General features: G+C 46.4%; 17 protein-coding genes. 5 read left to right on the top strand and 12 right to left on the bottom strand.

Annotated elements, in window-relative coordinates:
- Positions 1 to 101 precede the first annotated feature (101 nt).
- The 4 genes from KGF65_RS04295 to KGF65_RS04280 all read right to left on the bottom strand — a co-directional run bounded on the left by KGF65_RS04295 (position 102) and on the right by KGF65_RS04280 (position 3,050).
- Positions 102 to 677, bottom strand: coding sequence for a TMEM175 family protein (locus KGF65_RS04295; RefSeq protein ID WP_101873946.1), 576 nt, complete (start codon positions 675 to 677; stop codon positions 102 to 104).
- A gap of 99 nt (positions 678 to 776) precedes the next feature.
- A complete protein-coding gene (locus KGF65_RS04290) occupies positions 777 to 1,256 on the bottom strand; it encodes a flavodoxin (protein WP_101873947.1) in 480 nt (159 codons plus the stop codon).
- Between the two features lie 44 nt (positions 1,257 to 1,300).
- A complete protein-coding gene (locus KGF65_RS04285; protein WP_101873948.1) occupies positions 1,301 to 2,281 on the bottom strand; it encodes an alpha/beta hydrolase in 981 nt (326 codons plus the stop codon).
- Between the two features lie 28 nt (positions 2,282 to 2,309).
- Complete coding sequence (locus KGF65_RS04280; RefSeq protein WP_216748406.1) at positions 2,310 to 3,050, bottom strand: SDR family oxidoreductase; 741 nt, start codon at positions 3,048 to 3,050, stop codon at positions 2,310 to 2,312.
- Positions 3,051 to 3,311: 261 nt separating this feature from the next.
- Here KGF65_RS04280 and KGF65_RS04275 point away from each other — a divergent pair, with 261 nt between their 5' ends.
- Entirely contained in the window at positions 3,312 to 4,211 is a 900-nt protein-coding gene (locus tag KGF65_RS04275; protein WP_105924294.1) for a LysR family transcriptional regulator, read from the top strand.
- 440 nt (positions 4,212 to 4,651) lie between these two features.
- Here KGF65_RS04275 and KGF65_RS04270 read toward each other — a convergent pair whose 3' ends face one another.
- The 4 genes from KGF65_RS04270 to KGF65_RS04255 form a co-directional block, all read right to left on the bottom strand.
- Entirely contained in the window at positions 4,652 to 5,470 is an 819-nt protein-coding gene (locus KGF65_RS04270) for a DUF6681 family protein (RefSeq protein WP_213472047.1), read from the bottom strand.
- Positions 5,471 to 5,473: 3 nt separating this feature from the next.
- Positions 5,474 to 5,995: a hypothetical protein gene (locus tag KGF65_RS04265; RefSeq protein WP_216748405.1), complete on the bottom strand. Its 522-nt coding sequence runs from the start codon at positions 5,993 to 5,995 to the stop codon at positions 5,474 to 5,476.
- Positions 5,996 to 6,135: 140 nt separating this feature from the next.
- The gene (locus tag KGF65_RS04260) at positions 6,136 to 6,579 is read right to left on the bottom strand and encodes a Fur family transcriptional regulator (RefSeq protein ID WP_003637937.1); all 444 of its coding nucleotides are present in this window, start codon (positions 6,577 to 6,579) and stop codon (positions 6,136 to 6,138) included.
- A gap of 109 nt (positions 6,580 to 6,688) precedes the next feature.
- Entirely contained in the window at positions 6,689 to 7,270 is a 582-nt protein-coding gene (locus KGF65_RS04255) for a guanylate kinase (protein ID WP_050339075.1), read from the bottom strand.
- Between the two features lie 149 nt (positions 7,271 to 7,419).
- Between KGF65_RS04255 and KGF65_RS04250 the strand changes: the two genes are divergently transcribed.
- A complete protein-coding gene (locus tag KGF65_RS04250) occupies positions 7,420 to 7,569 on the top strand; it encodes a hypothetical protein (protein ID WP_003637935.1) in 150 nt (49 codons plus the stop codon).
- Positions 7,570 to 7,651: 82 nt separating this feature from the next.
- On the opposite strand, the gene KGF65_RS04245 is transcribed toward KGF65_RS04250, so the two are convergent.
- From KGF65_RS04245 to KGF65_RS04235, 3 genes are all read right to left on the bottom strand, one after another.
- The gene (locus KGF65_RS04245) at positions 7,652 to 8,068 is read right to left on the bottom strand and encodes a bis(5'-nucleosyl)-tetraphosphatase (protein WP_021336720.1); all 417 of its coding nucleotides are present in this window, start codon (positions 8,066 to 8,068) and stop codon (positions 7,652 to 7,654) included.
- 53 nt (positions 8,069 to 8,121) lie between these two features.
- Positions 8,122 to 8,931, bottom strand: coding sequence for a pyridoxamine kinase (locus KGF65_RS04240; protein WP_253954416.1), 810 nt, complete (start codon positions 8,929 to 8,931; stop codon positions 8,122 to 8,124).
- 353 nt (positions 8,932 to 9,284) lie between these two features.
- Entirely contained in the window at positions 9,285 to 9,755 is a 471-nt protein-coding gene (locus KGF65_RS04235; protein ID WP_101873954.1) for an AP2 domain-containing protein, read from the bottom strand.
- A 345-nt stretch (positions 9,756 to 10,100) separates the two neighbouring features.
- Between KGF65_RS04235 and KGF65_RS04230 the strand changes: the two genes are divergently transcribed.
- Both KGF65_RS04230 and KGF65_RS04225 read left to right on the top strand, forming a co-directional pair.
- Positions 10,101 to 11,504 (top strand): amino acid permease, encoded by a 1,404-nt coding sequence (locus tag KGF65_RS04230; protein ID WP_050339080.1) that lies wholly within the window; start codon positions 10,101 to 10,103, stop codon positions 11,502 to 11,504.
- A 287-nt stretch (positions 11,505 to 11,791) separates the two neighbouring features.
- Positions 11,792 to 12,094, top strand: coding sequence for a hypothetical protein (locus tag KGF65_RS04225; protein ID WP_021336718.1), 303 nt, complete (start codon positions 11,792 to 11,794; stop codon positions 12,092 to 12,094).
- 193 nt (positions 12,095 to 12,287) lie between these two features.
- Here KGF65_RS04225 and KGF65_RS04220 read toward each other — a convergent pair whose 3' ends face one another.
- Complete coding sequence (locus tag KGF65_RS04220; RefSeq protein ID WP_050339082.1) at positions 12,288 to 12,695, bottom strand: OsmC family protein; 408 nt, start codon at positions 12,693 to 12,695, stop codon at positions 12,288 to 12,290.
- Between the two features lie 133 nt (positions 12,696 to 12,828).
- On the opposite strand from KGF65_RS04220, the gene KGF65_RS04215 reads away from it, so the two are divergent.
- Entirely contained in the window at positions 12,829 to 15,267 is a 2,439-nt protein-coding gene (locus KGF65_RS04215; protein WP_105924296.1) for a Xaa-Pro dipeptidyl-peptidase, read from the top strand.
- The last annotated feature ends 240 nt before the right edge of the window (positions 15,268 to 15,507 follow it).

Genomic DNA, 15,507 nt, shown 5'->3' with positions numbered 1-15,507 from the left:
GATTGTTTATCACTTGTGGCGCCGATTCGATTTTTACACAACGTTAAGCCGTGCCCGCTGATATTTAGCAATAGTTAAGAGATTCTAAACAAGAGTCGTCATTATTCCTTGAATCGATCTGAACCTTTAGGCGTATTGATTGACCAAATGATGCCATCCAGAAGTGATAACAATAAACCGGCAAACGGAAAAATCCTGATGGTTAAGATTGCAACAACAATAATCACGAGCTCCAATGCACCAAAGGGCCCCTTTAGCATCATCATAATCGGCTTTGCTTTTTCCGGATTATCCTTAGCCAAACTCATCGTGAGCAAGTAGAACGCCACTGCCCAGCAACCATACACTAGAATATAGAAGTACTCCGGTGCGATTGCACTCGGAAAGTCACCCACCCAGCTAGTTGCAACCGGGAAAAACGACATCGCAAACAACCACAGGCAATTCAGCCAGAATGACCGTTTAGAAATCCAATCGGCATTATTGATCAAGTAGTGGTGGTTATACCAAGTGGTACAAATTAAAAAGAAGGTTACGGCATAGGCAAAAAATGGATGCCACTCCGCAATCAAGTCATTCAACTGACCGCCTGCAGGTGCCTTGATTTCCAAAACCATGATTGTCAAAATAATTGCGATGACCGCATCAGTAAACGCCTCAAGCCGGGATTTTTTCACTTTTCTGGACCTCGTTTTCTCAGTTTATGATATTTTCATACCCTAATTTACCACAACGGGCAGGTGTTAAGCATATCGCCTAACTCCTACCCGCCATGCTTATTTGATTTTTTCTAGCCAGTGATCAATGGCAGAATTGAGGGACTGGTCATCATTTAAAACTCCCATGGTCAATTCTAGCAGGTCTTTAACCTGCCCGTTATTTAATTGCTGCTTCAGATCCGTCAGATATTGCTCATCATGATCATAAAACGTCACCCATGGATAGACTGGATTGCCCGCAAAATCTGCCTGTTTTAAGAAAGCTTGTAATGGGTTCGAAATCGTATATCCCCAAGCTGGTCCACCAAAAATGATTCGTTGATACTGACTCATATCAGGAACGTTCGTCTGTAATTCTGGCAATTGACCCGATTTACGCTCTGCTTGTGCAACATCCCAAGCTGCCCACATATCCTTATCATAAGGTTTGACTGGTTTTACCTCAAATAAGTCTGCGTCCAATTTTTTAGCAATGCTGTTTGCCACTTTTTGGTTGTAACCAGTACTGGAATAATAAATAATTAATGTCTCTGCCATTATGCTAGCCTCCTACTGACTATTTTAAATCACGAACGACTTGTTTATAAGTTTTGCTTGAAAAAAGCTTCGATTTTGTCAAACGGAATATAATCGTGATCACCACCATCATAAAGGTCACAGTGTGTGGCACCCGTAATGGTAATCAGTTCTTTGCTTTGGGCATTCGTTAAACGAGCCAACATATCAACTGATTGCTGATATGACCAGGCTTTATCACCATGAACCAACAATACCGGTTGTGTGACCTCGTCTGCACGGGCATAAATATCGTCAATAAAATGACTAAGCATCGTTGTTGGGGTCCAACCTAACCCAGAGTTGACAGACCGCTTATGATAACCTCTTTGAGTCCGATAGTAAGCATAGTAGTCCTTCAACATTTCAGGTGAATCCGCATCAATGTCAGGAACAGTAATCATCGGGTCTACCTTTTTACCACTAACGATCTCACTCCGTAACGCATTCAGTCCCCGACGTGCTTCAATTCGATCAGCGCTATTCTCAAATTGATCAAAGACACCCATCGTGGAACTAACCACGGCCTTAACACGCGTATCCATGGCCGCTAATGGAAATGTATAACATCCCCAGCCACAAACTCCCAACACGCCAATTCGATTAGAGTCAACTACTTCAAGGGCGTCGAGATAGTCGACTGCTGAAGAAAAATCATCAATATTGATATCCGGTGACGACACATTGCGCACATTACCGCCAGATTCACCTGTAAATGATGGGTCAAAGACAATCGTGACAAAGCCACGTTCAGCCAGTGTCTGCGCATACAGGCCACCCGCCTGTTCCTTGACAGCCCCATAAGGACTTGCGACTGCAATTGCCGGCATATTCTCAGTCGCATTTTTTGGCATATACAGGTCAGCTGCCAAAGTGATTCCATAGCGATTGACTAATTCAACTTTGGTATTATCGACAGCATCACTCTTTGGAAAAGTCTTGTCCCATTCCTGAGTTAAGTTAAGTTTCTGAGTTAATTGAACGTTGTAATGATTTGCTAATTTCATAATCCTTTATCTCCTTATATTTTGATGATTACATTGCTTGTAATGTCGGACGAACGATTAATTCTGAAATGGACATATTCGCTTTTGAATCAATGGCAAATTCAACTGCTTGTGCAATCTGATCGGCAGTTAAACCATCTACCGTCCCCCAGTAATCCGTATTACTTTTACGCGTTTCAGGATCACTGATGTGACTCGTTAATTCACTCTGAGTTGCCCCTGGCGTAATAATCGTCGTTTTAATATGGTTAGCCGCTTCTTCCATTCGCAACCCATCCATAATGATTCGTGCTGCATACTTAGTGCCAGAATAGACGGCCATTCCCGGCGCAACGACATGTCCGGCAACAGAATCCGTCGTAATAATATGACCTTGTCCCTGTGTTTTCATAATCGGAAGTGCAGCCGCGATACCATTCAACGGTCCCATGATATTAATATTGACCATATTCTGCCATTCGTCCCGATGGCCATCAATTAAGTTGGAAAGTGGCATGATACCGGCATTATTATAAAGAACGTCGATCCGTCCAAATTCGTTGACAGCAGTTTCAATCGCAGCTCGAACTTCTTTAAAATTCGTGACATCCGCCTGTACTGGAATCACTTGTCCTTCGTCAAATTCGCTGGCAATTTCATTTAAACGATCTAAACGCCGAGCAGCAATAACTAGCTTTGCACCATCACGAGCTAAGCGTCGGGCGGTCGCCGCACCAATTCCTGAGGAAGCCCCCATAATAACAACAACTTTATTTGATAAGTCAGTCATAATAATCACCTTTCATTTTTGCCTGTTGGTTTCTTTCAACGATTATTATTATAGCTTCGGGGCAATGTAATGTATAATAGTTATATTTGATGGCAACCGATGATTAAAAGTGATTGGTAGCGACTGTTTCAAGAACTAATTGGCATAGCGCAACTTTTGATAATGTGTCTTCTCAAATTAGTCCGTCTATCTTTAGATAACCATTTTTTCATCAACAACGAATTAGTAGTCCGAAACGTATTAAGTACAAGGAGTGATGACATGGAATTACGGGTTCTAAATTATTTTGTCGAAATCGTTAATCAACATGGGATGACCAAAGCTGCTAATCACTTACATGTTTCGCAGTCAACACTATCCAGACAAATTCAGGATCTAGAGCAAGAATTGGGGACTCAATTATTTGTTCGTGGTCCGCGCAATATTTCACTGACCGAAGACGGCTACTTTCTCTATAGCCGCGCCCAAGAGATCCTATCCTTATCAGATGGCACTAAAAATTACTTAGTACAAGGAAAAAGTCTGGCTGGCGAGTTGAACATCGGCGCAGGGGAAAATGACGCCAACCAATACCTGTTACCGAGTTTTAAAAGATTAATTGATACTGGCAACGGTGTCAGAATCAATTACGAAAGTCTAGATGGGGACCAAATCATGGCAGGCATCGATCGTGGGAGCCTAGATTTCGGCGTTATTGCGACCAATCAAAGTTTTAACGACTATAATACTCTCACGCTCCCGTTTGAGGATCACTGGGGGATTGCCTTTCCAGCCAACCATCCCTTCGATCAACGCAATGAAATTGTCGCTGCTGATTTACGTCACCAAAAACTACTCATTCCGCGCCAACTTGATTCAAGTTCACAACTACTTGCATATCTCGACGAATATGTCGATGATTATAAAATTGTTGCAACTTATGATATGCACTACAATATGCGTGCAATGGTCACCAATCGGCTTGGCTTAGCGTTGACCTTTGACAAACCCATCTACCAGAGCGGTAATATCCATTTCAAGCGTCTCCAATATTTGCAGCCAATTCGATCGATGCTCATTTGGCGTAAGGATCATCAACTCACGCGGCTGGGAAGTGCCTTTATCGAAGAAGTTAGGGAAACAGTTGAAAAAGACCGCGATACTCCTAAGCGCAGCAATTAATGGCTGCTAGTTCAATACTTTTTTCCGTTCACTGCAGACTAAAAGACAGCTGTTGCCATCAGAGTTAGTTAGACAACAGCTGTCTTTTAGCGATTTTTAATTAAAATTTTGCTCTGCTTTTTCAGCCGAAACGTGGTTCTAAAGGCAGTTTGTTCCGCTTAACACTAAAAGAGCCATCATCCAAGCCCAGGATGATAACCCTTTTACCTACTGCTCTCTATCTTTACAGTCGAAACGTGCTAAACGCCACAGTCAGCTCCGCTTAACCCTGTTCCGCTAATCATCCCAAAACCGGATGACCAGCCGCTCTACCTAGATGGCCGAAACGTGGTTCTAAAGGCAGTTTGTTCCGCTTAACAATAAAAGGGCCATCATCCAAGCCCAGGATGATAGCCCTTTTACCGTTAATGCTCACAAACTAACCGCCTTTAGAACCACTCTTATTCTTGCCTATCCTCATACGCCACCTGCGCCGTGACCTGGTAATCACCTGGCTGCTCGATGGCTGAGGTCCGACCTGCGATTTTGCTCATGCCGCCCGTGATCACTGTTGAAGCGAGATACAGCTTGTAGTCCTCATGGGCATCGTGGACATCCGTCAAGCCAACCTTCGTAATATGCCCGACCGGTGACTGGTCCATCTGGTTAATGCCCGCATAGATGACCAAGCGGTGGTTTTCCAATTTCAGTTGCGAAAATGGAATCTGGATCCCCTGCCCAATCGCATATACCGGTTCGCCAGTGGCCTGAGCCTGCTGGATGACCGCATCATCACTCATGCCACCGTAATCCAACCGCACGATATTAGCCGCTTGCAACTGATCGACGATTTGATGCACATTTTCCTGTTCGGTATGCGACGTTTTGACCGTGGCCGGCAATAATTCCTGACCATCAAAAATCCCATTGGCCGGAATGTAGGGTTGTTGCTGGTTATTTTGAGCTTGCTGTTCAGCGGCCAACGCTTCCTTTGGTTTACCGCCTAACAATTTTTCAATTTTCGGTGATAAATCATACTTGGCTGTCTTATTAGTAAAGTAATAAATCACGTTTAACGTAATAAAGTAAATCAACGCCAAGAAGACTAACATGTAGAGGATACCGCGTAACCACGCACCGTTTTGCATCAAGCGGATGGCGACGTAGCCCAAATACAGGTTACCAGCGATACCAATGCCAATATAAATTTGATTTTTAATCTTAACATTGACGTTGACGTACCCCAACGCATGATTAATCATATCTAAAATACTAAACATTCACTATTCGCTCCCGTCGTCAGTAGTCGTCGTCGCTGACTGTGTGGTCGTCGAGCTGGACGTCGTCGTTGCACTTGATGAGGTCGTCGATGAACTATCATCATCGTCATCATCCGTCGTCGTGGCGGCACTGCTGCTACTGCTTGAAGCATCGTCGTCATCCGTCGTACTAGAACTTGTACCCGTCGTCGAACTCGACGTACTGCTGGTCTTGTCCGCGCTACTGCTGTTATCGTTGTCATCTGTATTGCTACTACTACTGCTACTTGAGTTGTTATCTTCATCATCCGTGGATGAATCTGAACTCGATTTGTCTTTGGATTTACTTTCATCGGAGCTATCATCAGCGGCCTTCTTCTTCGCACTGCTTGAAGTCGCTGACGAGCTTTTGACGACACTGCTGCTGGCCTTGGCACCATTCACAGTATGGGTGGTTTTATTAACGACCACGTTGGTTACGCCGAGCGCTAAAACGATCGACACGATTGCAAATGGTGAAATAAATGGTGGTGTTCGATAAGCCATCGATGTCATTCCCTTCTGAGGCTTTCCTGTTATTCTTTCTAATCTATAATTAAACCATGCTCACGGGTAGAATGCACTAATTCCAACCCAAATTAATAAACTCTTTACCGCCAGCCGCCATAAAAAAAGCCGACCTTTCGTCAGCTATTCAACGCTTGTTTTTTCGTACAGTCCGCACACAACCCATAAATCTCGATTCGATGCCCGGTAATCGTGCAACCAGGCAGTTGCGCTTCGTATTCATCCAGCGGACAAGCCTCGAGTTCCGTGACCTTGCCACAATTCGAGCACACAAAATGATGATGGTGCTGGTGCTTGAAGTCACATTGATATTTCACGAGCGTCTGATTCGCCTGGGCTTTCAATTCGAGTAGGCCCAACGTTTCAAATTCCTTAATATTTCGATAAATAGTATTGTGGCTCATCCCTGAAAATAGCGTGCGCATATGCTCATCAACTTCCGAGATGGCGACGTAATGGTCCTGATAGGTGACCAGATAATCTAAAAGTGCTTGCCGCTGCTTGGTAATCTTGAGTTGATTACGGCGTAAAATCGCGACGGCTTGTTCAATTGGTGTTTCCATTGCTTGTTGCCTCCTACCGACCAGGACTCGACTAAATCATAATCATTACTATTTAGTTTAGCATAGTCACCCATAAAAGTGAATCTTGTTGCCCGGTGAATCCAACGAGCTAGTCCTTAGAAACGGCATTCGGCGCACCATACTCTGCCACTAGTTGGTCCAGTTGACGTTGTGTGGCCTGCCACTCATCATTGACCAACACGTGTGCGTGCCCGACTAACCCGGCTGGCAACGCTTGGTCCCGTAAATATTCCTCACTGGCGACCCGTTTTTGGATCCGGCTTGGTTGGTCACCACGCTTAGTCAACCGCTCAATCAGTGCTTCTTGGTCCGCAACTTCCAGGTAAATCACGACGGCTTGCTCACCTAACTCACGGGCATAAGTAATCGCGCCCGCGGTATCCAAGACGATACTAATTAATGGCGAGCGTTCCCAGGCGGCCGCTAAGCCTTCCCGTGAAGACCCGTATTGATTGCCACTGTATGTGACGTGTTCGAGGTAATGTTTGGTTGCAAAACTAGCCGGCGTTTCAAAGTAATAATCACGGCCACTCACTTCGCCTTCTCGCGGTGCCCGGGTGGTATGAGTGATAACTTGCGGAATCTGATACTGCGACCACAAGTAATGGCTGACCGTTGTCTTGCCACTCCCAGTCGGGCCAGTAATCACAAAGATGCGTTGCTTTGTCAAAGTAAATTAACCTCCATTTTTAGTCCATGTAAAGCTTTTCATTTGCGTTAGCTCGGTAAACCGAGTATAGTAACGAGATTGTAAGGTTCAAATAGATGATTCACGCATCTCGTAGCAAACCAACAATTTTCAGAAGGGAGTTTTGTCATATGCAATTTCAAAAAACGAATAGCTGGTTCAGCATTGTTTTAGATACGCAACGCCAAATGTTTGTTGCAACTGACAAACTTCATCCAGAATTGTTCGCTGAAGGCGTAACAATCGAAGATGCAGTTGCAAACTTAAAAACTCAGGCCTAAGCCACATCTAAAAAAAGTTGTTTAAAAATTACTGGTACCGTTTATGCGACGGCACCAGTAATTTTTTTACGCTCGTTCAGGCTTACAGGTGTTGTTCAATGTACGCATTCGCCTGGTCCAGCATTTTTTTCAAGTTATCGTAAGTCAGTCGTTCGCGGGCTGCGGCATAGTCAAACCAGCCAATCGCACTGATTTCAGCTTTTTGCCGCGTCACCACCACGCCACTCGGCACTTCACTGACAAATAGGGTCACTTGCTTCAAATTGCCGTTTGGTAAATCGTACTCCGTGTACGCTTTAAAATTCGTGTCCAATGTCGCGTCGATCTGCGTCTCCTCACGAATTTCGCGTTTGGCCGTTTCCGCTAAAGTCTCGTTGCCTTCAACGTGCCCCTTAGGGAACCCCCAGAAATCACTGGTTGCGCTCTGCAATAATAAATAAGCGGGATGACCGTCTTTTTGCTGATAGACGACCGCGCCACTTGCTACTTCTGTACTCATGAAGTCGCACCTTCCTAATTATGAATTACGTCTTAGTATAACATGTTCCAGGCTCAATGAACGCTCAAAATTGCACGAAGCAGTTGGCCCAAGGCAATCCCTTGACGCTCATCTGTTCGTTGCTGCGCAATCGTTTCGGCGACTGCAAGATGCAACCACTGATTGGCCCGCTTCAAGGCAGCCGCTAAGTCGACGCCCTGCCCTAACAGTCCCGCAATCACCGCTGTGAGCGTGTCGCCGGTGCCATTATAGTGACCGGGTAACCGTGGCTGACCATAGAATTGAACCGTGCCGTGATCATCTAGCCACGCACAGCCGATCTCTTTACCCCGCTGGACATCCGTAATAACCGCATGTGCCCCGGGCTTTAGTTGCTGTTGTAGCGCTGGCAAGATGGCCGTTAAATCGGGATTTTCTTGATACGGCATCCCCGTCAACAACGCCGCTTCAGTCGTATTTGGTAAAATGACATCCGCGTGTTTGATCAAATCACGCATCGCGTCGACATACTGCTGATCAAAGCCCTGATACAGTTTGCCTAAGTCACCTAAAACTGGGTCGACCACTAATAAGTCTAACGGTTGTTGGGCCAAATACTGCGTCACTAATTGACACAGTGGTACCGAGCCTAGATAGCCAATCAACGCCTGGTCAATCTTCAGTTCAGCCTGCGTCCAATGTTGAAAAACCCGTGGCAACCAATCTGCCAAATCAACGACAGCTGGCGTTCCATAGCCACTTGTATGCGTTGATAATAAACTAGTCGGTAATGCCGCGACCTCGTATTGCATCGCCGTTAACACCGGTAAAGCTGCACTCAGCGAGATCCCCCCCACCGCTGATAAATCCTCGACAACTAACATCGTTGACACGGACGTCGCCTCCTTCTGATAAGTTGTTTAGTGCTTATTCTATCAGAACTCAACTGCCCTGTAACCCGTCCACACCGAATTGATTGGATTTCAAAGCAATCATGGGGTGAAACGCTCATCTTTGAAATTGCGCAGTGATTTTCTGCGTGAGTTCAAATCGATGTCGGCTGCGTTCCAGCGTTGTCAGCCGGCCCCGGAAGTCGGAGTATGACGAACAAACACTGACGCAACTCACCAATACGTCTACTTTTAATGATTCTGCATTTGACCAAACACGAAAAAGAGGCCCTTCCTCCGCGCCCCTCATTAGTCGGATGTTCTCCAGAACTGTACAAGCTAGTTATTTACTCCTGATGTAACAAATATTGTTGTTCAATTGCGCGCCGGGCCCGCACGGCATCTTCAAAATGGTCAAAGTGCTTGTTGAGGACATAGTGGCCCTTAAAGTAAAAGTGTGCGACCCACGAATGCGACTGCTTGTCGTAGCTCACGCCAACCACGCCACTCGTATTGCGCTTGGACTTCTTGAGTGAGCTCACATCCGTGTGATGGTCATGAATCTTCAAATTCCGTGGATCACCCATCCGTGACACGACTTCCGGATTATTGAAGATATTGCGCCGACTCTGTTCAGCTGCCAAGCAGCCACAACTCCGCGTCTTGCCGTGGCGCAAAACGTAAGAATCTACGACACAAGTGCGCCCACACGAACACTGACAAAACCATAGGGCATTGCCATTTTTCGCCCGTCCTGCCCGATACATCGCTGTTAACCGCCCAAAGTGTTGCCCGGTAATATCGATTGCCGCTGCCATTTTAATCCCACCATTCTTGAAATAATCTCTATTGATAACAATATTATAAGCTTTAGCGTATCGATTTAACAGTTTAACGTATTAACTTCGTTTAGATTTTGATAATTACTGGTCTTAACTGTATTTAGACAGTGTTTAATGACTAGCAACTATCCGTCATCGGCTAATTTTTGCCGTCATAACTTGGCGGTTCAACAAAATCAACAGAGCCTTCCTTAATTATTAAGAATAAAAAGTGTTAGTTCTAATTGACTTTTAATAATCAACCACGGTATCATATGAGCATGGCAAATTGTCGATAATGACAATCAACTGTTACAAATAACCAAAAAGGTGGTCCATGTTATGGGGATTTTCCAGCGCATCTTCCAAAAAGAAGATTTAGAGCGCTATTTACAAAAAGACAGTCATTTTGAACGCACCCTCTCAGCAGTCGACTTGATTGCGCTGGGTATCGGTGCCGTTATCGGGACTGGTATCTTTATTCTACCCGGGACAGTCGCCGCAACTAAGGCCGGCCCCGGCATCATTTTATCCTTCGTCCTAGCCGCCATCGTCTGTGCGGTGGCCGCAATGTGCTACGCTGAATTCGCTTCGGTGCTGCCGATTGCCGGTTCGGCTTACTCATACGGCAACATCGTCTACGGCGAAATGATTGGTTGGATCATCGGCTGGGCCCTCGTCCTAGAATACGTGCTCGCCGTCGCCACGGTGGCAGTCGGTTGGGCAGCATATTTCAATTCGTTCATTGCTGGCTTCGGACTCAAGTTGCCGAAAGCCATTACTGGTTCGTTTGACCCGGCTCACGGCACTTACATTAACGTCGTCGCAATTTTAATCGTTTGTTTGATTGCTTGGATCATTGACACCGGCTTAAAGACTTCGATTCGTTTGAACAATATTATCGTGGTCGTCAAACTCGCCATTATCGTGTTATTCCTATTGGTCGGTTCATTCTACGTCAAACCAAGCAACTGGACGCCATTTGCACCATTTGGCGGCATGGGGATTCTAAAAGGAGCGGCGGTCGTCTTCTTCGCCTACCTGGGCTTTGACGCCGTCTCGTCATCCGCTGCCGAGGTCAAAAATGCCAAACGCAATATGCCGATTGGGATTATTGGGACGTTGGTGATCTGTACGATTTTCTACATCTTAGTTTCAGGCGTGTTGACTGGGATGGTTTCGTACAAACAACTCAACGTGGACGATGCCGTTGCCTTCGCATTGCAACTCGTTCATCAAAACTTTGTTGCCGGCATCATCTCGATTGGCGCCCTCGCCGGAATGTTCACTATGATGGTCACGATGATTTACAGTAGTTCACGACTACTCTATTCCATCGGCCGGGATGGCCTATTGCCCCGGTTCTTAGGTAAAATTGACAAACATCACGCGCCTAAAAACGCCATGTTGACTGTGACGATCGTCATTTCGATTCTCGGTGGTTTGATTCCACTCGACCAACTCGCTAACCTGGTTAACATCGGGACACTGATTGCGTTTGCGTTCGTTTCATTCGGTATCTTGTTACTCCGGCGCAATCCAAAGCTCAACCAGATCAAAGGATTCCGGGTGCCATTTTATCCGGTCTTACCAATTATCTCGGGGTTACTGTGCCTGTTCATGATGACCCAACTTTCAGCTGAGACTTGGCTCGCATCACTAGCCTGGTTTGTGCTCGGTCTGCTCATCTACTTCGGTTACGGGATCCGTCACAGTCGCATGAATAAGGCGGACGACGAAGCTTAGGGCACTGTGAATGCTAGGCTTGGCCTGCTGGTAACAGTACCCGTTCATGTCAAACTGGCAATGATTGATGCGTGTGTTCAAATATTTCCAACGTTGTCAGGTTATCTCAGAGCCCAGAACAAGCGCACCAACAGACACATTGATACTGACAAGATTAAACCGCTCGTTTCAAGTCATCACCTGACTTTGAAACGAGCGGTTTTGCGTCTGCATGCAATTTCAGCGTATCAATGACAACGGTTGCATTTTAAGGTATGATAGCGTTAATGATAAAGGAGCGTGATTCGATGTTGACACCTAAACTTATTCACGAGAATCTCCACGAACACCATACCCAAGTCCTACAGCTCTTCAAACAGAATCCCTGGTTGATTCCAGTTACGACGGCGCTGCACATTGTCCCAGTTGCGATTGGCGTTCACGGCTTTTGGAAGTCGCGGGCACTAAGCAAGCAGCTCAAAATCGAGCGTGAAAAGACTAAGCAGCTCGCCTTACAACAAGTTGACAAGGTTCAAACGACGATGGCGGATCACCATTGCCAAATGCCAGCCTTACACCATTTGATGATGAAGTTGCATTCACAGCACTAAGCTGAACATGGCTTGCACTGCGACCAATTCGGGTTGCGGCACAAGCCATGTTTTGTTTGATTGCTATTTTATTGTGACGATTGTGTGATTTTGACTAAGTACGTTGCTTTTACTAAGATGTTGGTTGGACTGAATGTTGCTATTACTAATGTGCAGTTCTGACTAATAGATCGCTTTAACTCACGTCCTGCGCTTACTCGGCCAAATGGATGGTCACGTTAGCGGATGCCCCCACTAGTTTGGCGACTGGGCAACGGGTCTCCGCGATTTCGATCCAATGGTTGGCGGTCGCCGCATCCACCTCTGGAATCGTCACCGCTGCGTCCAAGAAGAATTGGTAGCCAAAACGGTCACGGGACATTTTGATCGTCGTTACGACTTTACTCTGGTGCGCTTGTCCGTGTTCTTTTTCGATGGCCTCTAAGGTCGCATTCAGACAAGTGCTTAACGCTAAACCAATCAGTTGTTCCGGATTAGTGCCGGCGACCGGTTTGAGTGGACTCGAAACTGATACTTGTAACCCGTCTGGCACATAGGCCTGCCCTTGGATGCCGTCTTCGTTTACTGCCTGGGTTTGATATAGAATTGGAAACTCTGCCATGTTGATCCCTCCATTAGATAATTCACTTTGCATTCAACCTACCACAACCTGACAAACTTGTCAGTAAGAAACCTTGGTTCTGACATAATTAGCGGTATAATATTGCTAATAATACTTAATGAGGAATTTACTTATGAAAAATAATCAATTTGCAATTGTGCCCACCGATTCGGAAGCAGCAATTGCCGAACTCCAAAAAATACACTTTATTACGCCTGAAATGACGGCGCTCACAACTGTGCCTGCCGTTTATCAAGCCTTGTTGGCGAAGGGCTTACCAGAAGTTCACACGGCTAGTGGCCTCAAACATAAATTCAACAATATCATGGCCACCAGTCAGCAGACCCTGACAGAATGGTTAGCTGACGCGACCATCGTCAATAATCAAGTTTTTTATAACGTCGGCCTGCAATTGCTCGGTTTTTTGCCGGGCCAAGACTTTGACTTAGCTGACCCATTGCTGGCCATGCGTGACATTCATTTACCAATGGTTGGTGACACCGCTTTTGACCGTGAATCACTTTATTACGCCTGGTATTTATTACTCAATACACGTGGCAACCATGGCCAAACATTAATTGAATCTTTAACGACCCGCGGTTATTTTGTCCCGTTCTATCAATTACCGAACGAACAAAAGCCCTTGTTTTTCAATGGTAAAGCCCAAGCCGTCTTTGATACCAACACCTTGATTCGTGAAGTGGTCTACGTTGAAGCACCACTCGATACGGACCACGACGGCCAGCGTGATTTACTCAAAGTCGAGATCTTACGCCCGGCCGAAACCGCCACTGGTCTAAAAGTGCCGGTACTTTACACGGCTAGTCCTTACAACCAAGGGATCAACGACCATGCTGGCGAGGCTCAAATGCATAACGTCGACGTGCCGTTAACCGCTAAGGAACCGGATGACAATACGTATGCCGACGTTGAATACCAACCTGAACAAACATCACTACCCGCACCACGGACGCCTGAAAGTACGACCACGACCGCTGAAGAGACCTTTAGTCGTGAGAAGTCCTACACCCTCAACGACTACTTCTTAGCCCGCGGATTTGCCGTCGTGTATGCGGCTGGAATCGGCTCAATTGATTCCGACGGCTTGGCCCCAACTGGTGACGTGGATGAAACCACCTCGACCGTGGCGATTATCGAATGGTTGACTGGCAAACGTCAAGCATTCACCAATCGCGATGGTGACGTGGCGATTACCGCTTGGTGGTGCAATGGCAACGTCGCGATGACTGGCCGTTCATACCTCGGCACGCTCGCCACTGCGGCTGCCACTACCGGTGTTGATGGCCTTAAGACGATTATTTCAGAAGCCGCCATTTCCAGCTGGTACGACTACTACCGCGATAACGGGCTCGTCGTGGCCCCCGATACCTTCCAAGGTGAAGATACCGATGTGTTAGCCGCCGAAGTCTTTTCTCGGAGCTTAAAAGCCGGTGACGCGCATCAGATCCAGGCCAAGTTTGACCAAAAACTCGCCGAACTGACTCGTGATCAGGACCGCGCGACTGGAAGCTACAACCGCTTCTGGGACGAACGGAACTATCTCAAAAATGTCGGCAATATCAAGGCAGACATCGTGATGGTCCACGGACTGAACGACTGGAACGTCAAACCGCGTAACGTGGCGAACCTCTGGGATAAACTCCAGCAGGTCCCCGTCACTAAAAAATTAATTCTGCATCAGGGCCAACATATTTATATCAATAATTTACAGTCACTTGATTTCACCGATATGATGAATTTATGGTTGAGTCATAAATTATATGATTTGGATAACCACGCCGATGCACTCCTGCCAAACGTCCTCGTTCAGGACAACACGGCCGCGCAGACTTGGCATGGCTACGATAACTGGTGGCAAGATACGACCGACGCACTTGACTTTAAGGTGCAATATAAGGAGCTGGTGCCGGCTGACCACACCGTCGACCAACGGGCTGCCCACTTTACAGATAAGTTGCCGGACAAGCTCTTTGACCACTACAAACATCATCTGGATGCTTGGCAACGTGACTTGCTGCAAGAAGATAAGTTGAATCCGCTCTATGACCACCGGTTGCTCTTCAAATCTTGGCAAGCCGAGGATGACCAGTTGCTAGTTGGCGTGCCACACATCGAAGGGTCCGTCGCTGTTAATCAAAACTTCGGGATGCTGAGCTTTATGCTGATCGACTTTGGCGCAGCACGGCGCTTGACCGTCAGTCCGCAAGTCTTGGAAGCGAAAGCACTGGACTTAGGCTACCACTGGCGCGAAGACGATTTGAAAGACTTCAAGCTAGCTGGCGAGACGCCTTTCAAGATGATTACGAAGGGTCATCTCAATTTGCAAAACCGCCATCAACCATGGCATGCCGAGGCCATCCAACCCAACGTCTTCTATGATTTCGCGGTTGACCTTCAACCCCTGTTCCACCACCTACTCAAGGGTCACCAACTAGGGCTGGTCATTTACGCGACCGACATGAAGATGACGATTCGTGGCAACCAGGATCTCCAGTACTCACTGAATTTAAATGATATTCGTTTGCATGTGCCACTTAAGAAAACCCACTAATTAATGAAACGTCCCTTTCAGAATACGCACGGTATTCTGAAAGGGACGTTTTTCATGGCGCAAATTAACTAGCACAATGCGTCATCTGATTTTTCGATACGCTACGCCGCAAAATTGAGAGGTTCTGGAGCGATTACAGTCCCTGCAGTAGCAATAAATCTGCCACAGAAGAACTCATGACTTCAATTACATCGACAGCTATTTTGTTACCGAAAATAGAACATCTAGGCAAGTTGCCTA

Source organism: Lactiplantibacillus sp. 30.2.29 (assembly GCF_018991255.1).
GTDB classification, from domain to species: domain Bacteria; phylum Bacillota; class Bacilli; order Lactobacillales; family Lactobacillaceae; genus Lactiplantibacillus; species Lactiplantibacillus pentosus.
This window is presented reverse-complemented; position numbering and strand designations above follow the sequence as displayed.